The sequence below is a fragment of the Novosphingobium sp. genome, from assembly GCF_039595395.1.
Classification (GTDB): domain Bacteria; phylum Pseudomonadota; class Alphaproteobacteria; order Sphingomonadales; family Sphingomonadaceae; genus Novosphingobium.
Window position 1 is genome coordinate 1,009,381 of record NZ_JBCNLP010000006.1, and the last position, 23,063, is coordinate 1,032,443.

At 63.7% G+C, this 23,063-nt stretch carries 19 protein-coding genes; 12 read left to right on the top strand and 7 right to left on the bottom strand.

Annotation, left to right across the window (positions count from 1 at the left end; translation table 11 throughout):
- Positions 1-420 precede the first annotated feature (420 nt).
- Positions 421-3,303: a TonB-dependent receptor gene (locus ABDW49_RS24340; protein ID WP_343616027.1), complete on the top strand. Its 2,883-nt coding sequence runs from the start codon at positions 421-423 to the stop codon at positions 3,301-3,303.
- Positions 3,304-3,563: 260 nt separating this feature from the next.
- Here ABDW49_RS24340 and ABDW49_RS24345 read toward each other — a convergent pair whose 3' ends face one another.
- Complete coding sequence (locus tag ABDW49_RS24345; RefSeq protein ID WP_343616028.1) at positions 3,564-4,559, bottom strand: alpha/beta hydrolase; 996 nt, start codon at positions 4,557-4,559, stop codon at positions 3,564-3,566.
- Positions 4,560-4,759: 200 nt separating this feature from the next.
- Here ABDW49_RS24345 and ABDW49_RS24350 point away from each other — a divergent pair, with 200 nt between their 5' ends.
- Genes ABDW49_RS24350 through ABDW49_RS24360 form a run of 3 tightly spaced genes read left to right on the top strand, consistent with a single transcriptional unit; the run spans position 4,760 to position 10,274 of the window.
- Positions 4,760-6,994 (top strand): hypothetical protein, encoded by a 2,235-nt coding sequence (locus tag ABDW49_RS24350; RefSeq protein WP_343616029.1) that lies wholly within the window; start codon positions 4,760-4,762, stop codon positions 6,992-6,994.
- A 5-nt stretch (positions 6,995-6,999) separates the two neighbouring features.
- Positions 7,000-8,631, top strand: coding sequence for a DUF5597 domain-containing protein (locus ABDW49_RS24355; protein WP_343616030.1), 1,632 nt, complete (start codon positions 7,000-7,002; stop codon positions 8,629-8,631).
- Positions 8,632-8,645: 14 nt separating this feature from the next.
- Positions 8,646-10,274 (top strand): DUF5597 domain-containing protein, encoded by a 1,629-nt coding sequence (locus ABDW49_RS24360; RefSeq protein ID WP_343616031.1) that lies wholly within the window; start codon positions 8,646-8,648, stop codon positions 10,272-10,274.
- A gap of 203 nt (positions 10,275-10,477) precedes the next feature.
- Here ABDW49_RS24360 and ABDW49_RS24365 read toward each other — a convergent pair whose 3' ends face one another.
- A complete protein-coding gene (locus tag ABDW49_RS24365) occupies positions 10,478-10,924 on the bottom strand; it encodes a hypothetical protein (RefSeq protein WP_343616032.1) in 447 nt (148 codons plus the stop codon).
- A gap of 694 nt (positions 10,925-11,618) precedes the next feature.
- On the opposite strand from ABDW49_RS24365, the gene ABDW49_RS24370 reads away from it, so the two are divergent.
- The gene (locus ABDW49_RS24370) at positions 11,619-12,941 is read left to right on the top strand and encodes an MFS transporter (RefSeq protein WP_343616033.1); all 1,323 of its coding nucleotides are present in this window, start codon (positions 11,619-11,621) and stop codon (positions 12,939-12,941) included.
- Between the two features lie 143 nt (positions 12,942-13,084).
- Complete coding sequence (locus tag ABDW49_RS24375) at positions 13,085-13,990, top strand: LysR substrate-binding domain-containing protein (protein ID WP_343616034.1); 906 nt, start codon at positions 13,085-13,087, stop codon at positions 13,988-13,990.
- Between the two features lie 72 nt (positions 13,991-14,062).
- On the opposite strand, the gene ABDW49_RS24380 is transcribed toward ABDW49_RS24375, so the two are convergent.
- Positions 14,063-14,656, bottom strand: a complete 594-nt coding sequence (locus ABDW49_RS24380) for a porin family protein (RefSeq protein WP_343616035.1) — start codon at positions 14,654-14,656, stop codon at positions 14,063-14,065.
- Between the two features lie 260 nt (positions 14,657-14,916).
- On the opposite strand from ABDW49_RS24380, the gene ABDW49_RS24385 reads away from it, so the two are divergent.
- The 3 genes from ABDW49_RS24385 to ABDW49_RS24395 all read left to right on the top strand — a co-directional run bounded on the left by ABDW49_RS24385 (position 14,917) and on the right by ABDW49_RS24395 (position 17,717).
- Entirely contained in the window at positions 14,917-15,498 is a 582-nt protein-coding gene (locus ABDW49_RS24385) for a MarR family transcriptional regulator (protein ID WP_343616036.1), read from the top strand.
- Positions 15,499-15,562: 64 nt separating this feature from the next.
- Positions 15,563-16,258: a DUF4166 domain-containing protein gene (locus ABDW49_RS24390; protein WP_343616037.1), complete on the top strand. Its 696-nt coding sequence runs from the start codon at positions 15,563-15,565 to the stop codon at positions 16,256-16,258.
- On the top strand, positions 16,251-17,717 hold the full coding sequence (locus tag ABDW49_RS24395; RefSeq protein ID WP_343616038.1) for a TIGR01777 family oxidoreductase: 1,467 nt from the start codon (positions 16,251-16,253) through the stop codon (positions 17,715-17,717). The genes ABDW49_RS24390 and ABDW49_RS24395 overlap by 8 nt, the downstream gene beginning before the upstream one ends.
- On the opposite strand, the gene ABDW49_RS24400 is transcribed toward ABDW49_RS24395, so the two are convergent.
- The 3 genes from ABDW49_RS24400 to ABDW49_RS24410 form a co-directional block, all read right to left on the bottom strand.
- The gene (locus ABDW49_RS24400; protein WP_343616039.1) at positions 17,714-18,148 is read right to left on the bottom strand and encodes a DUF1810 domain-containing protein; all 435 of its coding nucleotides are present in this window, start codon (positions 18,146-18,148) and stop codon (positions 17,714-17,716) included. The two genes, ABDW49_RS24395 and ABDW49_RS24400, sit on opposite strands and share 4 nt — an antisense overlap.
- Before the next feature lie 92 nt (positions 18,149-18,240).
- Complete coding sequence (locus tag ABDW49_RS24405; RefSeq protein WP_343616040.1) at positions 18,241-18,687, bottom strand: NUDIX hydrolase; 447 nt, start codon at positions 18,685-18,687, stop codon at positions 18,241-18,243.
- A 9-nt stretch (positions 18,688-18,696) separates the two neighbouring features.
- Positions 18,697-19,626 (bottom strand): LysR substrate-binding domain-containing protein, encoded by a 930-nt coding sequence (locus tag ABDW49_RS24410; protein ID WP_343616041.1) that lies wholly within the window; start codon positions 19,624-19,626, stop codon positions 18,697-18,699.
- A gap of 103 nt (positions 19,627-19,729) precedes the next feature.
- Here ABDW49_RS24410 and ABDW49_RS24415 point away from each other — a divergent pair, with 103 nt between their 5' ends.
- The 3 genes from ABDW49_RS24415 (at position 19,730) to ABDW49_RS24425 (ending at position 20,982) form a co-directional block, all read left to right on the top strand.
- Positions 19,730-20,131 carry a tautomerase family protein gene (locus ABDW49_RS24415; RefSeq protein WP_343616042.1) on the top strand — a complete coding sequence of 134 codons (402 nt, stop codon included), beginning with the start codon at positions 19,730-19,732 and terminating at the stop codon, positions 20,129-20,131.
- Entirely contained in the window at positions 20,128-20,586 is a 459-nt protein-coding gene (locus tag ABDW49_RS24420) for a cupin domain-containing protein (protein WP_343616043.1), read from the top strand. The genes ABDW49_RS24415 and ABDW49_RS24420 overlap by 4 nt, the downstream gene beginning before the upstream one ends.
- Before the next feature lie 261 nt (positions 20,587-20,847).
- A complete protein-coding gene (locus tag ABDW49_RS24425; RefSeq protein WP_343616044.1) occupies positions 20,848-20,982 on the top strand; it encodes a hypothetical protein in 135 nt (44 codons plus the stop codon).
- A gap of 23 nt (positions 20,983-21,005) precedes the next feature.
- Here ABDW49_RS24425 and ABDW49_RS24430 read toward each other — a convergent pair whose 3' ends face one another.
- Positions 21,006-22,736: a phospholipase D-like domain-containing protein gene (locus ABDW49_RS24430; RefSeq protein ID WP_343616045.1), complete on the bottom strand. Its 1,731-nt coding sequence runs from the start codon at positions 22,734-22,736 to the stop codon at positions 21,006-21,008.
- Between the last annotated feature and the right edge of the window lie 327 nt (positions 22,737-23,063).

Consider the following 23,063-nt stretch of genomic DNA (forward strand, 5'->3'; position numbering starts at 1 on the left):
CGATCATGGCGTCGGGCGTTAAGATCGCGGGGCCAAGAGCGGTAGGTACGGGCGGGAAGCTTCCAATGAATAAGTATTCGTAAGGCAGCCGAATATCGCCTTGCGTGCGCTTCCATCCTGACATCGATGTCTCTGAGGGCACTTCTTCCTGACAGGCACAGGACATGCCGGAAGGCCCGCATTACGGGCGCCCAAGCGACCTGAAGCCCAGATTCACACGGGCAAGATCAGTCCCTTTCGGGCGGAAATCCATCTGGAAAGCCGCGCAAATTCAACGCTGGTACCGCTCACACAAATTGTTTGACCGGCTCATCCCGCTCACCTAATCGACTAGTAGGACAAATAGTCGCAACGGCGACACGTCAATCGTCAGAGGGGGAGGCAAACAGTGACCCTCTGAGTGCAATTCAGGAGGGGCATATGCGTAAATCCAAGTTCCAGACCCGCGTGAGCGTCATCAGCCTGGCGATGCTGTCGCTGGCCGCCGCGCCGCAGGTCCACGCCCAGTCGGCCGAACCAGGCGCGGCGGGCGATGCTAACGCGATCGTCGTGACCGGCCGCCGTGCCGCGCTCGAATCCGCGGAGAACCGCAAGAAGAATGCCGCGACCATTGTGGATTCGGTCGTGGCTGATGATGCCGGCAAGCTGCCGGACAATTCGATCACCGAAGTGCTGCAGCGCGTGCCGGGCGTCACCATCGTCCGCTTCGCCGCGATCAATGACCCTGACCACTATTCGGTCGAGGGCTCGGGCATCCAGATCCGCGGCCTTTCGGGTGTCGCCTCGCGCCTCAACGGGCGTGAGATCTTCAGCGCCAATGGCGGCCGTTCGCTGCTGTGGGGCGATGTGACCCCCGAGCTGATGCAGGCGGTGGACGTCTACAAATCCTCATCGGCGGACCAGATCGAGGGCGGCACCGGCGGCTCGGTCGATCTGCGCACCAAGCTGCCCTTCGATTTCAAGAAGGGCCTGCATTTCGCGGGCAGCGGCGACCTCAGCTTTGGCGATCTGGCGCGCAAGACCGACTATTCGGTGTCGGGCATGGTGTCGGGCAAGTGGGAGACCCCCATCGGTGACGTCGGCTTCGTCCTCGACGGCGCCTTCAGCCAGTTGACGACCACCTCGCAGAATGTGCGCATGGAGCCGATGTTCCGCACCCGCATCAGCGGCAAGGACTATTTCATTCCCGGCGGCTATCAGTATGGCGAGGAAGATTTCCAGCGCAAGCGCGACGGTATCTATGGCGCGGTGCAGTGGGCGCCCAGCAACGACCTGACCTTCACCGGCATCTTCTTCCAGTCGCGCTATCGCAGCCAGTCCAACGAGTTCGGCTCCTTCGTCACCTCGCAGAGCCTGGCGGTGGATCCCAGCCAGAGCACCTTCGATTCCAACGGCGCGCTGATCTCCTCGCCCGCCGTGTTCCAGCGTGACAGCTCGACCTTCGCCGCCAGCGGCCAGCCGATCACCACCGGCGGCACCACCGGCGCCTGGAACAGCCGCACCAAGACGCAGGACATCTCCGGCTCGGTGAAGTGGAACCCCAATCGCGGGCCGCTCACGGTCGAGGCGTCGTATCAGCACATCAACTCGACCTCGACGATGCATCGCATGAACCTGTTCCGCACGGTCGATTTCCCGACCAGCTACGGGCTGAACCTCAGCGGCGACCTGCCCGCGATCAACGTCAACCCGTCCTTCGTGCCCAATCTGAGCGATCCCTCGAACTATTCCTGGCAGGCGGCGATGCCGCATGACGAGGACAATCGCGGCAAGATGGATTCCACCGCGCTGGACCTGACCTACAAGGTTGGCGATGGCTTCTTCAAGTCGGTGAAGTTCGGCGGCCGCTGGTCGAAGCGCACCGAGCATGATCTGAACAACGGTTTTGCCTGGGCCGCGCTGGGTCAGGTGTGGAACGGCGATCCGATCGTTCCCTTCTCGGCGGGCCGGGCGAGCGATTATCAGCTCTTCACCTTCCAGAACTTCTTCCACGGCGGCATCAATGTGCCCTTCAGCCAGTATTTCCCCTCGGCTGATTTCGCGCGCACCGTCGGCGTGAACGAGATCCACAATCTGTACGGTGGCACGGCCGGTCGCGCGGAAGGCTTTGTGCTGCCCAACGACCTCACCGACTACAGCACCCGCACGTTGGCCGGCTATGCCATGGTCAATTTCGGTACCGATTGGGGTGATTCCTCGCTGACCGGCAATGTCGGCGCGCGTGTTGTGAATGTGAAGAACGCCAGCTCCGGCTATTTCCAGCAGAACACGGCCAGCTTTGTGCGCAACGGCACCATCTACAACATGGACAATTCGGCATCGGTGCGTGGCGGCGGCGCGGAATTCACCCGCGTTCTGCCCGCGATCAACCTGACCTATTCGCCCAGCCGTCCGGTCAAGATCCGTGCCGCCTACAACATCACGATGGACAATCAGTCGTTCAACGACCTGCGCGCCTCGGGCCAGCTGAGCGTGCAGACGACGGGCAGCGGCACGCCGCCGACCTTCGCCAACTACACCACGACGGCCGGTGACCCCACACTCAAGCCGACGATGTCGAACAATTTCGACCTGTCGGTGGAATGGTATCCGCGTGCGGGCACCAGCCTGCATGCCGGTGTGTTCTACAAGCGGATCACGGATTCGGTGGTCTATGGCGCCGCACAGCGCCCGGTGACTGTCTCCTTCACCGATGGCACCACCGAGCAGGGCCTGGCCACCACCAACGATGCCCGCACGGCGACCCAGGCGGCGACCGTCAAGGGCGTTGAAGTGGGTGGCCGCGTGTTCCTCGACCGTCTGCCGGGCTGGCTCTCGGGCATCGGGATCGAGGCGAACTACACCTTCCTCGACAGCAAGAACCCCGGCGATCTCTATTACGACATCGACGGCGTGGCGCATAATGACGTGCCGCTGCAGGGCCTTTCGAAGCACAATGCGAATGTTGCGTTCCTGTATGAACACAACCCCTTCTCGCTGCGCATCGCCTATAGCTGGCGTTCGAAGTATCTGCAGTCGACCAATGCCAATGGCACGAACCAGAGCTACACCTTCTACACCGCGCCGGGTGTGGGCAACACCATTGCCACCAACCTGCCGATCTATGGCGCCGATTACGGCACGCTGGACGGCGGCGTGACGGTGAAGGTGAACGACCGCCTGAGCTTCCAGATCCAGGCGACGAACATCACCAATGCCACGCAGCGCACGCTGATGGGCGGTTACCCGAACGGTGCGCTTTATGGCCGTAGCTGGTTCCAGAGCGACCGCCGTTACCGCATGGGTGTGAACGTCAACTTCTGATCCCTCTCCCTCCCGGCAGGGGCGGGGCCGATCGGCACCGCTCTGCCGGACCTTTCAAAACCCGCCGTCGCCTCCTTGCGACGGCGGGTTTTTCTTATCGGTTCTTGGAGCCCGTTTGGAACATGCGCCAAAGCGCATGTTCAGCGCGGCACCAGCCCTCTCCCCCACCCGGCCACCCATAGAATACTGCCGTTGGGTGGCCGGGTGGGGGAGAGGGCTGGTGCCGCAAATCCGGCTTCGCCGGATTTCCAAACAATGTCTTAAGCGCGATAGAGGCCCAGACGGCGACCATAGCTGTAGAACAGATCCGGCCATGCCGAGGCTGGCACATCCTTGGGCAGGCGCACACCGAAACCGTGGCCGCCCTTGTCGAAACCATGGAACTCGGCGGGGCGGGCCTTGGCCAGCAGCGCGCCATACATCGCCACGCTGTTGGCGATGGGGACCAGCCCGTCGTCGCTCGCGGCGGTCAGGAAGACCGGGGGCGTCGCCTCGGTCACGCGGTTCTCCACGGAGGTGGTCTTGCGAAGCTCGCTACCGGAATTGGGGCCGAGCAGCGCGTCGCGCGATCCGGCATGGACGAAAGGCTGCGCCAGCGTCACCACCGGATAGATCATGCCCACCAGATCCGGCCGTGCCGAAAGGCGGTCCGCGGCATCGACGGGCTCATAGGTGGTTTCGGCAAAGCGCGTGGCGATGCTGCCCGCCAGATGGCCACCCGCCGAAAAGCCCAGCACCGAGACGCGCGCGGGATCGATGCCGAAGTCCCCCGCGCGCGAACGGATCAGGCGCATGGCGCGCTGGGCGTCCTGCAGGGGAACGGTCTGCCGGTTGCGCCAGCCCTCGCCGGGCAGGCGGTAATAGAGGATGAAGCAGGTGACGCCGCGCTCGGTCAGCCAGCGGGCCTGTTCCTCGCCCTCATTGTCAATGGACAGGAAGCCATAGCCGCCGCCGGGCATGATCAGCACCGCCGAGCCATCCTGAAAGGCGGGGCGGCGGACCTCGATCGAGGGGCTGGCAATGCCGGTCAGCCAGCGGTCGTCGAAACTGGTGTCGGTGGAGCGCTGCTCGAAGGCGCGGGTGGGCAGGGTGGTGGGCGCGCCCGGCGCCTCGCCCGGCCAGAGCGGGATCGATGGGCCGGAATGGGTGATGGCCCGCGTGCCCGCGCTGGCCTTGGTGGCGATCGTCGATGCGGCGATACCCGCCAGAGTCATGCCGCCCAACATGGCGCGGCGTGAGGTGATTGTTGTGGTCATGCGTGCTTCTCTCCAGAGCCCTGTGTGTGGCTTAGCTGTTGCCCGATGTTTGCGCTATCCTTGCCAGACTGTGGCTGGTGCCTATTTTTTCCATTCATAGCATAGTCTTCGACCGCAATCTGTTTGCATCATGAATTGGTAGCGCTATTCATTCCAGCGATCACGCGGAAGCGAAAAGATGAGAGGGCAGGGGCTTGAAGATGTCAGGGGCAGGGCGCGCAAGGTCGGTCGCGCTGATGATGGCGGCGGGCCTTACCGCACCGGTGGCGATGGCCGCGCCGCCTCAGGCGCCGGTGGCCTATGACTGGTCGAGCGTCCGCATCGGTGGCGGTGGTTTCACGCCGGGCATTGTCTTCAGCACGGTGGAGCCGGGCCTTGCCTATCTGCGCAGCGATATGGGCGGCGCCTATCGCTGGGATGCCCATGCCAAAAGCTGGGTACAACTGCAGGATGGAGTGTCCGAAGGCAGCTATATGGGCGTGGAAAGCCTTGCGGTCGATCCGGTGGATGCGGGCACGGTCTATCTCGCGGCGGGCATGGCTGCTCGCATGCCCTCGGCCATCTTCCGCTCCACCGATTATGGCGCGCATTGGCAGGTGACGCCGGCCCCATTCGCCATGGGCGGCAATGAGGATGGGCGCGGGCTGGGTGAAAGGCTGGCGATCGATCCCTTCGACCATGGGCGGCTGTTTTTCGGCTCGCGCCATCAGGGCTTGTGGCAAAGCGAGGACGCCGGGGCGCATTGGCGTCAGGTGAGCAGCTTCCCGCTGGCGGGGCTGGGCTTGCCGACAGCGCGTCGGCAGACGCATGGCGGCCTGTCCTTCGTGGTCTTCGATCCGGCACGTAAGGGCCGCATCTTTGTGGGCAGCGCCGATCCGGGCACACAGCATCTCTTCCTCTCGGAGGATGGCGGGACGACATGGCGCCCGGTGCCGGGCGGCCCGCCCGCCGATCTGCTGGCGGCCAAGGCGGTGCTGGGCCGCGATGGCATGCTGACCGTCACGCTTAACGACGGGATCGGCCCCAATGGCATAAGGCGCGGCGCGGTCTGGCAGCTCGACACGGCGGCGATGCACTGGCGCGAGGTCACGCCGCTGCGGGGGCCTGACGCGCCGCAGGGGGGCTATATGGGCGTTGCGGTCTCCGCGCAGGACCCGAGGATGATCGCGGTCAGCACCGTCGATCGTGGCAATCCGGTCGACACCGTGTGGCTCAGCCGCGATGGCGGTGCGCATTGGGACGAGCTGTGGCGGCGCTCGGTGCGCGATGTCTCGTCCACACCCTTCCTCGATTTCAACGGCAAGGCGAATTTCGGGCACTGGATCGCCGGGCTGGCGATCGATCCCTTCGATCCGGGCCATGCCGCCTATGTCACCGGCGCCACGGTCTATGGCACGCAGGCGCTGGACAAGCCCGGTGAGATGGCGTGGCAGCCCTGGACCCAGGGCATCGAGCAGACCGCCGTCATCACCCTGACCAGTCCGACAGGCGGGGCACATCTGATTTCAGGCTTTGGCGATATTGGTGGTTTTCGGCATGATGATCTGGCGGTTTCGCCGCCGCGCATGCATTTGCAACCCTTCCTGACCAACACCAACACGCTGGATTACGCCGGACGGTCGCCCGCGATCATGGTGCGCAGCGGGAACACCCATACGTTGAAGGTGCCCGATACGTCGCTGGCGTGGTCGGCGGATGGCGGGGCATCGTGGAGCGGGCTGCATCTGCCGCGCTGCACGCCTCATGCCGATGGCTCGCCTTGCCCGGAGGAGACCGGCGATGCCGCGATCACCGTCTCCGCCGATGGCGGGGCCTTTCTGGCCGAGACCGACAAGCCGCTGCTTTCGCGCGATCATGGCGCGAATTGGGCCGCGATCTCGGGGCTTCCCTCGCGCATCAGGGTGACGGCGGACAAGGTGGATGCGCGGCACTTTTACGCGCTGGATTTTGCCAGGGGCCGCGTTCTGCGCAGCGACGATGGCGGCGCCAGCTTCCATGCCGTGGCGGGCAGGGGCCTGCCGTCGGATCTGACCGCAGCCCACTCCACCAACCGCGAGGACCCCGCGCCGCTGCTGGCCGAGCCGGATCATGCTGGGGCGCTCTGGCTGGCGTTGGGCGGGGCCTTGTGGCGCTCCGTCGATTTCGGTGAAAGCTGGCAGCGCAGCGGGCAGGCGATCCGCGTGGAGCGTTTCGGCCTCGGCAAGGGAAGGGGTGCGGGCACACCCGCGCTCTATGTGCTGGGCAGCGTGGCCGGTACGCGCGGCCTGTGGCGATCGCTGGATGGCGGCGGGGCGTGGGCACGCATCAACGACAAGGAACATCAATGGGGCCTGCGTATCCGCATGGTCTCGGGCGATCCGCGCCTGTTCGGGCGGGTCTATGTGGCGACAGACGGGCGCGGATTGATCTTCGGTGACCCGGCAAAGGGGGAATGACAGACATGCTGATGAAACTTGCGCCGCTGGCGCTGGCCTGCGCCCTGGTGGCCCAGAGTGCCGCCGCCCAGACGGCCACCCCGCTGCCCCGGTTGGAAAGCCATGACGGGCATCATGCGCTGATCGTCGATGGCGCGCCCTTTGTGATGCTGGGCGGGCAGGTCAACAACTCCAGCAACTATGCCGAGCCCTTGAAAACCGCCTGGCCGGTGCTGGATGCCATGCATGCCAACACGGTGGAGGTGCCCATCGCCTGGGAACAGGTCGAGCCGGTGGAGGGCAAATATGACCTTTCCTTCCTGCAGGAGCTGCTCGATCAGGCCCGCGTGCATGACAAGCGCGTGGTGCTGCTGTGGTTCGGCACGTGGAAGAACACCAGCCCTTCCTATGCGCCGGCCTGGGTGAAGCTCAACAATGCGCGCTTCCCGCGCATGAAGGACCCGCAGGGCAAGGATCACGGCGTGCTCACCCCGCTGTCTTCGGCAACGATGGAGGCCGATCGCCGCGCCTTTGTGAAGGTGATGGAATATCTGCGTGATCATGACCGGCAGAACACCGTCATCATGGTCCAGCCCGAGAATGAGACCGGCTCCTACCGCGTGCCGCGCGATTTCTCGGCCGAGGGCAACCGGCTGTTTGCCCAGACCATTCCGGCGGCGCTGGCACGCAAGACGGGCAAGTCCGGCACATGGACCCAGGCTTTTGGCGCGCAGGCGCCGCGTGCCTTCAACACCTGGTATGTCGCCAGCTATGTCAATGCGGTGGCGCAGGCGGGCAAGGCGGTGAAGCCGCTGCCGATGTATGTGAATGCCTCGCTGGCCGGGCCGTCCAATGTGCCCGATCCCACAGGTGTAGCCAGCGGCGGGCCGCAATGGGATGTGCTGGATATCTGGAAGGCGGCGGCCCCCGCCATCGACCTTGCCGCGCCCGACATCTATGATCGCGCCAGCGGCAATGTGATCCAGTATCTCGACAAATATGCGCGCGCCGACAATGCGCTGATGGTGCCCGAGATCGGCAATGCCAAGGAATTCGCGCGCTTCTTCTGGCCCACCATCGGGCGCGGCGGCATCGGCTTCTCGCCCTTCGGCATGGATGCCAGCGGCTATTTCAACTATCCGCTGGGCGCCAGGGAGCTGGACCACAAGGAGCTTGCCGCTTTCGCGCTGCCCTATGCCACGGTGAGCGGCATCATGCGTGACTGGGCGAAGATCGCCGCCACGCGCCCCACCTGGGGCACGGCCAAGCCCGACAATGGCAGTGACCAGTCGGTCACGCTGGGCAAATGGACCATCACCGCCAGCTGGGGCCAGTGGCAGTTCGGCATGAAGGACTGGACCTGGATCAAGGCCGAACCGGCGCCCTGGGCCAGCGAGCCTGTCGGCGGCATGGCCGTGGCCCAGCTTTCGGACCATGAATATCTGGTGATGGGCGACCATGTGCGGGTCAGCTTCTCCTCCGCGGACAAGCGCGATGATGGCATGGTCGTCTCGGTGGAGGAGGGGACCTTCCGCGACGGCACATGGGTGACGACACGGGTGTGGAACGGGGACCAGACCGATTATGGCCTGAACCTGATCGACCGTCCGCAGGTGCTCAAGGTCACCACCGGCTTCCATTCCGGCAAGCAGGGTTGAGAGGCAAGGGCAGGATGAACGGCTTGCGCAAGGTGATCGCCTGTCTGCTTTCCACGTTGCTTGTGGCGGCCATCCCGGCTGTCGCCCAAGCAGGCGACACGCCCCATATCGTGGAGAAGCAGGGGCGCCATGCGCTGATCGTCGATGGAGCGCCGTTCCTGATGCTGGGCGCGCAGGCCAACAATTCCAGCGCCTGGCCCAGTGCCTTGCCGCGTGTCTGGCCGGCGATGGAGGCGCTCAACGTCAACACGGTGGAAATGCCCGTCGCCTGGGAGCAGATCGAGCCGCAGGAGGGGCATTTCGACTTTACGGTGGTCGACACGCTGCTGGAACAGGCCCGCGCCCGGAACTTGAGGCTGGTGCTGCTGTGGTTTGCCACCTGGAAAAACACCAACCCGCAATATGCGCCGCGCTGGGTCAAGCTGGACAACCGGCGTTTCCCGCGCATGGTGCGGGAAGACGGAACCTTTCATTATGCGCTTTCGCCTTTCGGCGGTGAAACGCTGAAGGCCGACAGCAAGGCCTTTGCCGCGCTGATGCATCATCTGCGCGAGGTCGATCCGCAGAACACGGTCATCATGATGCAGGTCGAGAATGAGGCCGGCTCCTATGGTCTGGCGCGCGATCATGCGCCCGTGGCCGAGGCTGCTTTCAAGGCGCCGGTGCCTGCGGCCTTGCGGGCGCGGCTGCACAAGCCTGCCGGAAGCTGGGCGGAGCTGTTTGGCCGGGATGCCGACCTCTATTTCCATGCCTGGCATGTCGCCCGTTACATCGACGCGGTGGCCGCAGCCGGAAAGGCGGAGAAGCCGCTGCCGATGTATGTCAATGCCGCGCTGCCCGGCGATCCCTTCACCTGGCAGGACGCCAAAACCTATGCCAGCGGTGGCCCGGCCAATACCGTGATCGATGTCTACAAGGCGGCTGCGCCCCATCTCGATCTGGTGGCGCCCGATATCTACAATCCGGCGCATCGGGCTTATATTGGTTTTCTCAGCGCTTATGACCGTCCGGACAATGCCTTGTTCGTGCCGGAGACCGGACATGGGCTCGATTATGCGCGCTTCTTTTTCGAGGCGATGGGGCGCGGCGCGATTGGCTGGTCGCCTTTTGGCATGGATTACACCCGTTATGCGTCGGTTTTCCCTGCGACACCCAGTCTGGAGGGGAAGCCGATGGTCCCCTTCGCGGCCAATTATGCGCTTTTCCGTCCCATTGCCCGCCTCTGGGCCAGACTGGCGTTCGAGGGCCAGACATGGGGTGTTGCCGAGCCTGAGGATCCGGCCGATGGACATCGCTCGGTCCTGAAGCTGGGGCGCTACACGGCGACGGTCAGCTTCGGCAGCGGGGATTTCGGGAATGCCCCGCCCAAGGGGAACACCTCCCCCAGCGGCGGTGTCGCCATCGCGGGGCTTGGGGAGGACGAGTATCTTGTGACGGGCTATTTTGCGCGCGTGGCGTTCGACCTGACCGATCATGATGCGGGGAACCTGATCATCGATCGGGTCGAAGAAGGGACCTATGACGCGCAGGGGCATTGGCAGTTCGCGCGCGTGTGGAACGGCGATCAGGTCGATTGGGGACTTAACTTCACCGGGGCGCCTCAAATGCTGCGCGTCAAACTGGCGACGTATCCGAGGAACTAGGGGGTATCGATCTGCTCGGCAAAGCAATCGTCTTATGCGCTGGATCGGGAGCGTGCCAAGGCGCTGTGGGCACTGAGCGAGCGACTGGTTGGCGAGCAGTTCTGAGCGATGTGGAGGGCGTGGGGTTGGCCCATGTCCTCTATCGCGTTGGGTGGGATTTTAACATAATCTCCATTATCAAGCAAAGTTCCGCGATGCGTATCTCAGCCAAGCTGAAGCGCGCCGCGGGCTTCCTCGGTGACCGAATAGATCACCTGTCGCCCCGCGCCGCGATTTTCGTGATCGACGCGATAGCCTTTGTAATAACGGTGGACCAGACCCGCGCGCACCAGTTCCGAGACAGCGCGACTGATCTGGGTTCTGCCTGACAGACGAATGCGATCGCGCACCTTCTCGTCGATGATGCTTTGCGCCGCCGTTTCATCCTCGGGCAGCGCGTTCTGGCTCAGCAATTCCTGGCGGACTTTCTTGCCGATCGCCAGTCGGCGCGGATCGCGCTGCGCGACCGGCGACAGCGCATCCGACAACCAGTCGCGCACGGCGACATAGCAATCTCCATCACGAACATAGGGGCCCGCCTCTCCTGTCTTCGCGCTGGCCTTCGCGATCAGATTGAGCACCATAAAGCTGTAGCGCGGCCTTTCGCACACATGCGCCAGCCTTTCGAGAATACCCGGAAGATCCAGAGGCGGCTTGGCCCTGATCCTCTCCGGTCGGGCGACAGCTTCAGGAGCAAAAAGATCGGGCTGGAACATGAGAACATTTAAAGCACAACAAGTGAATCCTGTGAATCCTTTATCGACATCTCCAACACTTTTACCAGCCGTGGCACTTTACCAGCGGGTAAAGTGCCACGGCTGGTATCGGCTCCAACCCGGCAGAAGTGCACAAGGCCGAGCACAGATCGGCCACCCTCCCCCCTTTTCCACTTCAATACGACATTTCATATAAAAAAGTAGTTTTTTCATGAGAAAGCCGCCCATGGTAACCGGTGGACAACAGCAAGGGAAATCGGGAGAAAATCATGCCCTGGGGGCAAACCGCCGTCCTTGTGGACATCCAGCGCGGAAAGGTTTGGCGATCATCAGCTCAGCCGTCGCAGCGCCATGGCCGAGGGTGCCGCCGGGATGCTGGGCTTCCTGCGCGGATCAGCCGCCTTGGTGAGCAGCCCCATCCGCTCGGTAAGCCTCGACAGAGGCGATCCGCAAGCACCCTCCCTTGCGCACCTGCTGCACGAGCATGACGGCACCCCCCTGCATATCCGGCTCAGCTCCCTGACTTGAGCTGCCCCTCCGAACGTGTTCAACAGGCGGCACAAGATCGCCGAGTGAGGAGGGGAACCTTATGGCAGCAATTATGGCGGAGGGTCATCGCGCCTCTGCAATCGATGGGGCGCGATTTGGGCCCTTTCAGCTCAGGATCGCCGCGCTTTGCGCGCTGATCGCGGGGCTGGACGGGTTCGACACGCAGGCCATCGCCTATGTCGCCCCCAGCATCGGGGAAGCATGGAAGCTGGACAAGGCTGCCTTCGGGCCGATCTTCGGCGCGGGGCTGCTCGGCCTGACCATCGGAGCCTTCCTGCTCAGCCCGATCGCGGACCGGGTCGGGCGCAAGGCGGTCATCCTGTTCTGCACGAGCGTGTTCGGCCTCTTTGCCCTGCTCACGGCAAGGGCGGCCGATATGGAGCAACTGCTTGCCTATCGCCTGTTGACTGGCATTGGTCTGGGCGGGGCCATGCCCAATCTGATCGCGATCACCAATGAATATGCCCCCTCGCGCCTGAAAGCGACGCTGGTGACGGTGATGTTCTGCGGCTTTCCTCTGGGCTCCACGATCGGGGGCGCGATCAGTGCGCCGCTGATCGCGCGGTTCGGATGGGAAGCGGTGTTTGTGCTGGGCGGCGTTTTGCCGGTGATCCTGCTGCCCTTGCTCTGGCTCGCCCTGCCGGAATCGGCCCGCTTCCTCGCCATGCGACAGGATGCCGAAGCGCGGCTTGGCCCGATTTTGACGCGGATCGATCCCTCTCTGGCACCCTCGATCTTTATCGCACAGGTGCGTGGTGAAGCATCCGACCGGACGAGGCAGCACTTCCCCGTCATCGAACTGTTCCATGAAGGGCGCGGGCGGACCACGGTGCTGCTCTGGCTGGCCTTCTTCATGAACCTGCTGGTGATGTATTTTCTGGTGAACTGGCTGCCCTCCTTGCTGCGCGGGCTGGGCCTGCCGCTCTCGATCGCCATCATCTCGACTGCCGTGCTCAATCTGGGCGGGGTGGTCGGGGCCATCGTGCTCGGGCGGCTGATCGACAAGCGTGAGCCTGCGCTGATCCTTGGCCTTGCCTATGCGGCTTCCGCCCTGTTCATCGTCATGGTGGCCTATGCGGGGGCCAATGTCGCCCTGCTGCTGGCCGGAGCGGCTCTGGCGGGCTTCGGCGTGGTGGGGGGACAAATCGGGCTCAATGCGGTGGCCGCTTCCACCTATCCCACGGCGGTGCGGGCGACGGGCGTGGGCTGGGCATTGGGCGTCGGGCGGATTGGCTCGATTGTCGGGCCGGTCGCGGGCGGCGCCCTGCTCTCGCTGGGCTGGACGAGCCAGCAGTTGATCCTGACCGCCGTCATCCCCGCGCTGATCGCTGCTGTCGCGGTTTTTCTGCTTCGCGAACGGTGATGGACCGCGAACCGGGCGTGTCTGTCCGCCAAGCCATTGAATGTTGGCAGCCTCATCCCGACTTAGGCGACGGCATGGACAGCGATGCTCTCCCCGACCATCGTCTGCCTTGGCTCGAAATCCGGTCGTGGTGAAAGGGCCCGATGCTAGACCTGAATGATATCGCCTTCTTCGCCGCCGTGGTTCAGAACGGAGGCTTCACCGCCGCAGCCAGAGCCACCGGGATCGACAAGGGCCGCCTCAGCCGCCATGTCGCGGCGCTAGAGGAACAGCTCGGCGTTCGCCTGCTGCAGCGCTCGACGCGCAGTGTCTCGCTGACACAGGCGGGCATGAGCTTTTACGAAGGCTGCCTGCTGGTGCTCGATGGCGCGCAGGTTGCCCGCGACAGCGTGCTTGAGTTCAAGAAGGAGCCCACCGGCATGATCCGCGTGGGCGCGCCGGTGGTGCTGGCCCAGAATTATCTGGCCCCCATCCTGCCGAGCTTTCTGGCCCTGCACCCCAAAGTGTCCGTCACCGTCGAGGCGACCGACCGCCTGATCAATCCGCTTGATGAGCGTTTCGACGTCATCCTCTCGGCGCGGTCGCAACTGGCCGACAGCAGCAGCCTTGTCGCGCGTGAGATCGGGCGCATCCGGCGCATTCTGGTGGCGCAGCCCGCCCTGCTCGAAGCCACGGGCCAGCCCGATGGTCCGGCCGATCTCGCCCGCTTTCCGATCATCGCCCGCCTGTCCGATGTGCATGATGAGGTCGCCCGATGGAATCTGGTGAGCCACGATGACCAGTCGCAAAGGCTCGACCTCACGCCACGCCTTGTGACCGGGGACCTGCAGATCCAGCTGGAAGCGGCCCGGCAAGGGATCGGCGTTGCCCTGCTGGCCGAGGCGCTGGTGGCCAAACCTTTGGCCGAAGGCAGTCTCGTGCGGCTGCTGCCCGACTGGTTCAAGCCGGAATACAGCGTCTATATGATCTATCCGACGCCGCGCGGCATGTTGCCATCCGTCCGCAATTTCATCGATTTCGTGATGGCAAAAATCGCGATCGGGCGCTGAGCTTCAGGCCCGATCGCGAAGGGGGCGCTCCCGACGGGGGGGAGGTGGGAGCGCGGGGGGATTTAAATTGGATCAGAAGCGGTAGGCGACGCCCAGCAGGACCTGGTGACGGTCGAACTTGCCATTGCCTTCGCTGTAATCGGTGTAGCGATATTCGACGCGCGCCGAGACCTTCTGGGTCAGCTTGCGCTCGACACCGCCGCCCAGCAGCCAGCCGTCACGATCGGTGGAGGTGTGGATCGCGCCCACATCCGAGCCATAGAGCCCGTTGCTGTAACCACCGCGGGCATAGACCAGCGTCTTGGGCGTCACCAGATAACCGGCGCGCAGCGAGACATCGACCGAACGCTTGGGGGTGATGCTGGCGAGGCCGTTGCCGAAGCGCGAGTCCACCGGGAAATTCAGTTCAGCCTGGCCACCGACCACGATGCGGGGCGCGACTTCCTTGTCATAGCCCATGATGACGCCGAGCGTGCCGGTGTCGCCGCTGCGGGTCAGCGGGGTGGTGGTGATGGCATTGCTGGGGTTGCGCACGCTGTTTTCTTCCCAGCCGCCCTGCACGCCGACGAAGGGGCCGGTGAAGCCGTGATCAGTGCTCTGGGCATGGGCGACAGGGGCGGCAGCCAGGGTCAGGACTGCAGCGGCGCTATAGATGGCATTTTTCATTCAATTCCTCCTGACGCCCGCTGTCTTGTCTTGTGCCCGAGGTTCAACGCTTTTTAACGGGGGGTCAAAAAAACCTTGAAGCCATCGTGCTTTGGCAGCGGGTGTGAGGTGCAGATGGGCCTGACATCGGCCTATGATAAGATAGCAAACGCAGGAAACATTGTTGTTCAAATGACACCAATCATTGCGCCCGCCTGCATGATCTGTCTGCATGATCCGAAAGCCTTGACACAGGCCGCCTGATGTTCGATATTTCTGTCATGACAGAAACAACGAATGAGTCGGACAAGCTCCCCACCGCCGTCGAGGCCTTTGTGCTGCACTGGGGCGATCTGGGCGGGCAATGGGGCGTCAACCGCTCTGTCGCGCAGATTCAGGCGCTGTTGCTGCTGTCCGAACGCCCGCTGACCGCCGAGGACATCGCCGACAGGCTGGGCATGGCGCGGTCCAACGTGTCGAACAGCCTCAAGGAGCTGCTGAACTGGAAGCTGGTGATGCGCGTCCCCGTTCTGGGTGACCGCCGCGACCATTACGTGGCCGAAACCGATATGTGGCAGATGGCCAGCAAGGTCGCCCAAGGCCGCAAGCAGCGCGAGATCGATCCGATGGTCGCCGCGCTCCATGCCGCCATGGCCCATGTCGATGATCCGAAGATCAGCAAGACGGTGCGCGACCGGCTGCACAACATGCATGATTTCGTCACCACGGTGGACAATTGGTACAATCAGATGCTGCATGTGCCGCCCGCGCAGATCATGCGGCTGATCCGTCTTGGGTCGAAGGTGATCAACCTGCTCAAGTTCGTCAGCCGCAAGGACAGTTCCGCGGAGGGGGAGAGCTGACCTTCATTTGCCTCATGATTTCTCTTTTTACAGAAATATCTAATCGTTCAGGAGTGCGCTACCGATGAGCATGATCCAGCGTTCCCTCCCCGCCGCCACGCCGGAGGTTCGCACCGCAACCCTGGCCGATCTGCGCTTCCGCCAGTTGCTGGGCGCCCCCGCCTGGGACCGCCTGCCCGCCACGGTGCAAAGGCGTTTCGGCAAAAGGCTCGGCCCCGGCCAGTCGGCCAGCTATGCCGGGCAGGTGCTGGACTGCCGCATGTCCGCCTCGGGCTGGCTGCTGGCGCAGCTTTGCCGTTTGATCGGGGCACCCCTGCCCTTAAACCGGGGTGGAGATCTGGCCGCCGTGGTCAGCGTGACCGAGGATGCCGCCACGGGCGGGCAGGTCTGGACGCGGCTCTATGCCCGCAAGCATGGCTTTCCGCAGGTGATCCATTCGGCCAAACGCTTTGCCGGGCCCACCGGACTGGAGGAATATCTCGGGCTGGGTTTCGGCATCGCGCTCAAGGTCGCCGCCGACAGCGACGGCATCCATTTCGCCAGCGACCATTATTTCCTTCGTCTGGGGGCGCTGCGGTTGCGACTGCCGCGATGGCTGGCGCCGGGCCACCTCACCATCGACCATCTGGACCGGGGCGCGGGTGCCTTTACCTTCACGCTGACCTTGCGCCACCGCCTGCTGGGCGAGATGATGCGCCAGACCAGCCTGTTCCACGATCAAGCATCGCAGCATATCATGCGGGAGAACGGCCATGACTGACACGCTCTGGTTTTTCGTTTTCATCCAGATGGCGATGGGCGGTTCCGATACGCTCTATCACCATGAGGGCACGCAGAGGCTGGCCTGGCGCCCCTCGCAGAAGACCGAGTTGCGGCTGCATGGCTGGCGCAATCTGGCCTATGCGGTGCTGTTCGCCACGCTGGGCTGGAGCGAGCCGCGCGGATTTTTCGCCATGGCGCTGATCGCGCTGATGGCGGGCGAGCTGGTCATCACCCTGTGGGATTTCGTCGAGGAGGACCGCAGCCGACACCTGCCCGCCACCGAGCGCGTGCTCCACACGCTGCTGACTCTGAACTATGGCGTGATCCTGGCCCTGCTGGTGCCCTGGCTGGCCCGGCTGAGCGCGATGCCTACAGCGCTGGTGCCGGTGTCCTATGGCTGGATCAGCCTGTTTTGCGCGCTGGCGGCCGTTGGCGTGATCGTCTCGGGCCTGCGTGATTTGGCGGCGGCGCGGCGTTGCGACCGTCTGGTCCGCCCCGATCCGGCATGGCTTTGCGCCGATCTGGCGGGCCGCCAGACCGTACTGGTGACCGGCGGCACCGGCTTTATCGGCCAGCGTCTGGTCGCGGCTCTGGGGGCGGCCGGGCATGAGTTGATCGTGCTGACACGCGACAAGGCCAAGACCCGAGGAATGGCCGAGGACGCCCCGATCCGCATCGTCACCCATCTGGATGAGATCGCCGACGACGCGCAGATCGACGCCATCGTCAATCTGGCCGGAGAGCCGATTTCGGACAGCCCATGGACCCGCGCCAAGCGCCAGCGCATCCTGCGCTCGCGCCTCACCGTGACGCGCGAGGTGGTGGGATTGATCGCGCGGTTGCAGCACAAGCCGGTGCTGGTCAGTGGTTCGGCCATTGGCTGGTACGGGCTGCGCGGAGATGAGGCGCTGACCGAAGCGGGCGATGCACGCCCCTGCTTCTCGCATGAGATCTGCCAGCGCTGGGAAAGGGCGGCGCTGAAGGCGCAGGCTTTGGGCGCGCGGACGGTGCTGCTGCGCACCGGGCTGGTGCTGGATCGTGATGGGGGAATGCTGGCGCGTCTGCTCACGCCTTTCGAATTTGGGTTGAGCGGCAGATTTGGCACGGGACGCCACTGGATGAGCTGGATCCACCGCGACGATATGGTGCGGCTGATCGTCCACGCCATCGCCACGGTGGAGATCAGCGGGCCCTACAACGCCACCGCGCCGCATCCGGTGACCAACCGCGACTTTACCAGCGCCGTGGCGCGGGCGCTGCACCGTCCTGCCCTGATCCCCATCCCTGCCTGGCCGCTGCGGTTGATGCTGGGCGATTTCGCTCACGAGCTGCTGCTCTCGGGCCAGCGCGTGCTGCCCGAGGCGGCGCTGAGCAGCGGTTTTCGCTTCCGCTATGCCACGGTGGATGCGGCTCTGGCGGAGATCGTCGGGAATGCGCCTGATGAGGTCCGACCCTAACCATACCCCAGCAGGCGCAGGGTGGCCGGATCACCCCCGCCGAACCAACGCTGCAGGGCCCTTTCGAACAGCGCCTCGCCAGAGGCCTGTTCGAATAGGGTCAGCGAAGAGCGCAATTTCATGGCATCAACCGGCCCGAACGCGGCTTCAGCATTATTATAAGGAATGTTTTCCAAAGCACTGATACATTGTCGATAACGCGCACCTAAAACCGGATGAGCCAGATAGGCCCGCGCCTCATCCAGCGAGCTGATGGCATAGCGCTGCGCCATCACACTGAAGCCCAGCCCTGCAAGATGAGGAAAGATAAACCACATCCAGTGACTCCGCTTGGCGCCCTTGCGGATTTCCATCAGTGCGGTGTCATAAATGGGCTCCTGCGCCTGCAGGAAGCGGTCGAGGTTGAAGCGGGCTGTCGTTGCTTCCGTCATCACATGGTTCTTTCCTTGCCGCGCCCCGTCACACCGATAGGGTGAGGATTGTGGCGCCTCTCGCGCGATGTTCAACGGAACCCCGACCGTTTTCAGGCCAATTGCGAGAGCGCCCAGCCCTGCCGCGCGAGATCCACAACGCCAACACTCATCGGCAGCCCGGCGGTCTCCAGGTCATCCAGATTGTACCATGCGGCTTCCAGCGCATCATCCCCCGCCACCGGAGCACCGGACAGCCAGCGGCATGACACGGCGATCAGAATGTAATGCTGGCGCAGGTGGCCCTCATCGCCAACATCAAGGGCATCGACAGCCGTGAAAACCCGGCCTGCCTCGGCGCGAACCCCGGTTTCCTCGAAAAGCTCGCGCCCTGCCGCCTGCTCGAGACTTTCGCCAAAGTCGATCTTCCCGCCCGGAAAGCCCCAAAGCCCGGCATCGGGCGGATTGGCGCGGCGCACCAGAAGCACCGAACGCTCCCGGATCACCACCGCCAGAACGGCGGGGATCGGCCGACGAAGGGGAACTGGTGTGTCACTCATGATCGTTCCTCAGGCTGGTATGGATGATGCCTCAAAGCGCCTTCCGGCATCCAGCCATTCTTGAGGCAAAGCTTCCGCCAGCGCCTGCCGGATGATTGCTGCCAGTTGCTCGCCCACTGGTCCCGCATCCCGGTCTGCCCGCAGCAAGGTCAAGCCCAGCGCGGGCAGTTCAGGCAAGCCCGATGATGCCGGATCAAGCATCTTCACCGCAGCGGGCAGACCCACCGATGTGCGCAGGGCCACCCCCAGCCCCGCCGCCGTGGCCGCCCACATCCCGCCCAGACTTGGGCTGACGAAAGCGATGCGCCAGGGCACGCCGGCCCGGTCCAGCGCGTCACAGGCGATGGTGCGCAGCATGCAGGGCGCTTCAAGCGTGACCAGCGGCAAGGGTTCACCCGCGCCGGGCCGCCAGACCGGCTCCTCCCGCATGGAACCCAGCCAGCACAAGGGTATCGCCGCCAGAGGTTCGCCCACGGCAGCCTCGTTTTCCCATGCCAGCGCCAGATCGAGTTGGCCCGAACGGGTCCTGGCGATCAGCTCGCTGTTGCGCCCGATGCGCCCCTCGATCCGCACATTGGGATGAGCGCGGGCAAAGCGCCCGAGCACCTGAGGCAGGACCACCTCGCCAAAATCCTCCTGAAGGCCCAGCCTGATCCAGCCGGACAGGTCCAGCCCGCGCACTGCGCTCACCGCTTCGTCGTTAAGGTCGAGCAGGCGTCTTGCGTAGGACAGAAAGACCTCGCCCTCATCGGTCAGCGTCAGGCCCCGGCCTGCCTTGCGCAGCAGGGAAACGCCCGCCTGATCCTCCAGCTTCTTGAGCAGGGCGCTCACCGCCGAGGTCGAGCGCCCCAGACGGTCCGCCGCGCGGGCGAAGGAGTTGGCGTGAATGCCCGTCACAAAGCTGCGCAGCGCATCCATGTCGAGATTGGTCAGGCGCATAGAATGTCCTGTTTTTCAGGAATGATGATCCAGGATTATCCGATTTTCGCGATGATTTTCCGGATTTATCCCGATGATGTCAACAAGGCTGGAGTGCCCCATCATGCCCTTCACGAGAATTTCGCTGCTGGCGGGCAAGCCCCCCGCTCATCTTTCCGCCATCGTCGACAGCCTGGACCGCGCCATGGTCGAGGCCTTCGAGGTGCCCGAGACCGACCAGTTCGTCGCGATCCACCAGCATCAGCCCGGCGAACTCATCTTCGACCGGCATTATGCGGGCGGGCCGCGCTCGGACGACTTCGTGCTGTTCCATATCACCACCGGCCGCACGCGACCCCATGGCGTGCAGCAGGCTTTCTATCGGCGGCTGGTCGAGCGGCTTGGCGCCCATCCCGGCATCCGGCCCGAGGATGTGATGATTGTCATGGCCAATTCCACCTTCGATGATTTCTCCTTCGCCTCGGGCATTGCCGCCTCGACCATTGCGGCGGGGCAGCCGCGATGAGCCTTGATCCCGCAGGCACGGACGCCGACAGAAGCTTTACCCGCACTCTCGCCATGGGTGCCACGACGACGGCCATGCTGCTGCTGTTCGAAGGCGCGCTGGCCGCCGCGCCCGCCCCGCGCTTCGAGCGGCAGATCCTGCCCGATATCCCCCTGCCCGGCCCTCTTGAGGTTTCGGTGGTGAAGCAGGCGCGGGTGACCTTCGCTCCGGGGCAAGCCAGCGGGGCTCATCTTCATCCGCTGCCGGTCATCGGGACCGTCACCGCCGGCAGTTTCGTCTTTCAGATCGAGGGGCAGGAGGAGCGAATCCTGCACATCGGGGACAGCTTTTACGAACCGGCCCATGTCCGGATTCTCCGCTTCGACAATGCTTCGGCGATGGAGAAGGCCTCGATCAACGCTTTCTACCTCGCCAGGGATGCCGGGGATGACACCATCACCATGCTGGCGCGATAAAGAGGGATCCTCGTTTTGTTTGAATAGGCTGGGGAAACCACAAGAGGGTTTCTGTGAAATAGTGAAGGCAATATACGGAAATGCTTCTGATATATTTTACAATATAATTTCCCATGACCAATATGTGACGGTTCACGTTAAATTAACATAGCCATCGCCTCGGGAATCTGCGTATCTTTGCCCATGTCAAAGACTCCGCCCTTCTGTCCTGTCACACTTCGCTTTGCCGCCGCTGTGGCGCGCAGGAGAAGCGAGCGCGCCATGTTGCTTCTCGAAAAGCACGAGGCGCTGCCGGATGCGATGCAGGCGCTTGAAAGCCTTGCACGCGATCTGGAAGCGACGGCCGAACGGATCGCGAAGGGCCGACCGGGGGAGGTCTTCGAGGAGCATATTTAACACTGCCGAAGCCGTGGCCCGTTTCAGGCGAAAAGCAGCCGGTCACGCACCTTATGGGGCTGCGCCCAGTCCTCGGCGAACCAGGCCTCCTCACCATCCTTGGGTGGCCGCTTGAGGCTGAGGGGCCTGACCGCGCCTTTCGACACTTTTTGCGCGACCCGGAACTGATAGTGATCAATCATCGCCAGAGCCTCGATCACATAGGAGGTCGCCACGCGGCGGTCGCGGATCAGCAGCAGGTTCTCGCCATTGGAGCCATCCGCCGCCTTCGACATGTTGTAGGAACCGGTATAGACAAGCGCCTTGTCGGTGTTGAAATCGAGCACGATAAATTTGTGATGCATCCGCGTGCCCACATTGCCCGCCAAGCCGGTGAACTCGGTCGAAAAAGGTGGAGGCGCATCCTTGCCCAGTGCCTCGACATAGGTGAGCGGCTGGTTGGAGGAAGTCGAGGCCACCTCGATGCCGGTCTTCTTGTCGGAAATCCCCGCGACGAAGAGATCCTGCTGGCTCGTTTTGGCCCTCAGCGCCTCGACGATCACGCCGGGCGTCTGGCTGAGGAAAGCCAGCGAATAGAAGATCGACGAGGTCGCATCATCGATGTCCGCGCCAATGCCCGCCAGTCGGGAGTTCGCGGCGGCATGCGGCGAAAAGCTGATATGGGCATCAATCCCCTCAAGCCCCAGATCCAGCCAGTCGGTCGAGGGGCTTGTGGGAAACGTGTCGGGCGCGGACCAATATTGCTCGAACGCCGCCTTGAACACGGCCAGCGGCGCCTCGCCTTCGACGGTGACAAGATTGTTCGACTGAACGAACAGGCCACGCCAGCTCATGTTGGTGGAGCCACAGATCGCGCGCTGGATCGTCGGCCCGCTGACCCAGATGATTTTGTTGTGCTGCAGGCTCTTCATCGCCTGCCGCTTGACCGCATAGCCAAGGCCGGTGAGGATCTGCTCGGCCTTGTCCTCGGCGGCACCCTCGCCGGTGTGGTCCTTGCTGTTGTCGATGATGATCCGCAACCGGTCGGTGGGCAGTTGCTTCACCCGGTCCATGATCATCGGCAGGTTGAAGTCAAAAGCGATGATGCCGATGTCCGGCGCCTGCCCGGCTTTGGTTTCCGCGATGGCCGCATCCAGAATGGCCAGCATCTCGGCATAGGCCTCAAAGCCCATCCATGCATAGGCGCTTTGGGCATCGGGGTGCGTCGGCACGAAATCGAGGCCGTTTTTGGCGTCGCTCGGCAGCAAAGTCTCGATGGCGCCGTTTCTTGCATAGCGATCGAGAAAGGCCTGTGACGAGATAAACCCCCGCGTGTAGGCGATGTTGAGCTTGCCCGGATAGGTCTCGCGCGCCAGCGGCAGGGCCGCGATCTGCGCCGTGCCATAGGTCAGATCGCCGGTGGCGTTCATGAAGACCGGCGTCACGCGATAGGTGTAATCGCCCGCAAGATCGGCGTTGAAGGGGAAATGCACCCAGCGGAATTTCTGGATCGGCGCCACCAGCGTGGAATAGGTCTGCGGGCGCAACGGGGCGGAGGTGGAGCCAGCCTCTCCCTCGAAATTCAGCCGGTTCTTGACCGCGAAGAACTGCTGTCTGCCCGGCTCCTGATACTCGATGGCAAAGCCGACGAAATCCTCGGAGGGTTGCCCGTCACGCCAGTTCATGGCCAGCAGGCACATGCCGTCGCCGCGGTGGATCTTCAGGGTGAACAGTGCCTCGGCGACATCACCTTCGGCAAAGCTGGCGTCACTCATGGCCTGTCCTCTGTCCTGCGCGGGTTTATCACGGCATGATTAAGAGCCTAATTTGTCAGATTTTGGACGGCGTGCCGCCCTGGGCAAAGAGAACAGTCCGATCTGGCGCAAATCGCCCTTTCAGTGAGCCTTGACCGACCCGACAGCCCGCCCCGGCGCGACGAAAGGATCGTGACAGGCCTTGCCAAACGCAAGCGCAGCATACACATGCCCATCTCCATGGATCGGAGCAGCTTGATGACGGAGAATGATGGTGCAGGCCTGTGCTGGCCGCCGCAGATCCGCAAGCGCGCCTCCCATTTTCCTCTGGCCACAGCTTGCAACCGC

Excerpts from the sequence above, each read along its gene's own strand:
- ABDW49_RS24405 (WP_343616040.1), bottom strand. The coding sequence starts at position 18,687 with ATGAGTGACACACCAGTTCCCCTTCGTCGGCCGATCCCCGCCGTTCTG.
- ABDW49_RS24410 (WP_343616041.1), bottom strand. The coding sequence starts at position 19,626 with ATGCGCCTGACCAATCTCGACATGGATGCGCTGCGCAGCTTTGTGACG.
- ABDW49_RS24350 (WP_343616029.1), top strand. The coding sequence starts at position 4,760 with ATGTCAGGGGCAGGGCGCGCAAGGTCGGTCGCGCTGATGATGGCGGCG.
- ABDW49_RS24375 (WP_343616034.1), top strand. The coding sequence starts at position 13,085 with ATGCTAGACCTGAATGATATCGCCTTCTTCGCCGCCGTGGTTCAGAAC.
- ABDW49_RS24360 (WP_343616031.1), top strand. The coding sequence starts at position 8,646 with ATGAACGGCTTGCGCAAGGTGATCGCCTGTCTGCTTTCCACGTTGCTT.
- ABDW49_RS24385 (WP_343616036.1), top strand. The coding sequence starts at position 14,917 with ATGACAGAAACAACGAATGAGTCGGACAAGCTCCCCACCGCCGTCGAG.
- ABDW49_RS24355 (WP_343616030.1), top strand. The coding sequence starts at position 7,000 with ATGCTGATGAAACTTGCGCCGCTGGCGCTGGCCTGCGCCCTGGTGGCC.
- ABDW49_RS24395 (WP_343616038.1), top strand. The coding sequence starts at position 16,251 with ATGACTGACACGCTCTGGTTTTTCGTTTTCATCCAGATGGCGATGGGC.
- ABDW49_RS24380 (WP_343616035.1), bottom strand. The coding sequence starts at position 14,656 with ATGAAAAATGCCATCTATAGCGCCGCTGCAGTCCTGACCCTGGCTGCC.
- ABDW49_RS24390 (WP_343616037.1), top strand. The coding sequence starts at position 15,563 with ATGAGCATGATCCAGCGTTCCCTCCCCGCCGCCACGCCGGAGGTTCGC.
- ABDW49_RS24425 (WP_343616044.1), top strand. The coding sequence starts at position 20,848 with ATGTTGCTTCTCGAAAAGCACGAGGCGCTGCCGGATGCGATGCAGGCG.
- ABDW49_RS24340 (WP_343616027.1), top strand. The coding sequence starts at position 421 with ATGCGTAAATCCAAGTTCCAGACCCGCGTGAGCGTCATCAGCCTGGCG.
- ABDW49_RS24370 (WP_343616033.1), top strand. The coding sequence starts at position 11,619 with ATGGCAGCAATTATGGCGGAGGGTCATCGCGCCTCTGCAATCGATGGG.
- ABDW49_RS24430 (WP_343616045.1), bottom strand. The coding sequence starts at position 22,736 with ATGAGTGACGCCAGCTTTGCCGAAGGTGATGTCGCCGAGGCACTGTTC.
- ABDW49_RS24420 (WP_343616043.1), top strand. The coding sequence starts at position 20,128 with ATGAGCCTTGATCCCGCAGGCACGGACGCCGACAGAAGCTTTACCCGC.
- ABDW49_RS24400 (WP_343616039.1), bottom strand. The coding sequence starts at position 18,148 with ATGACGGAAGCAACGACAGCCCGCTTCAACCTCGACCGCTTCCTGCAG.
- ABDW49_RS24415 (WP_343616042.1), top strand. The coding sequence starts at position 19,730 with ATGCCCTTCACGAGAATTTCGCTGCTGGCGGGCAAGCCCCCCGCTCAT.
- ABDW49_RS24345 (WP_343616028.1), bottom strand. The coding sequence starts at position 4,559 with ATGACCACAACAATCACCTCACGCCGCGCCATGTTGGGCGGCATGACT.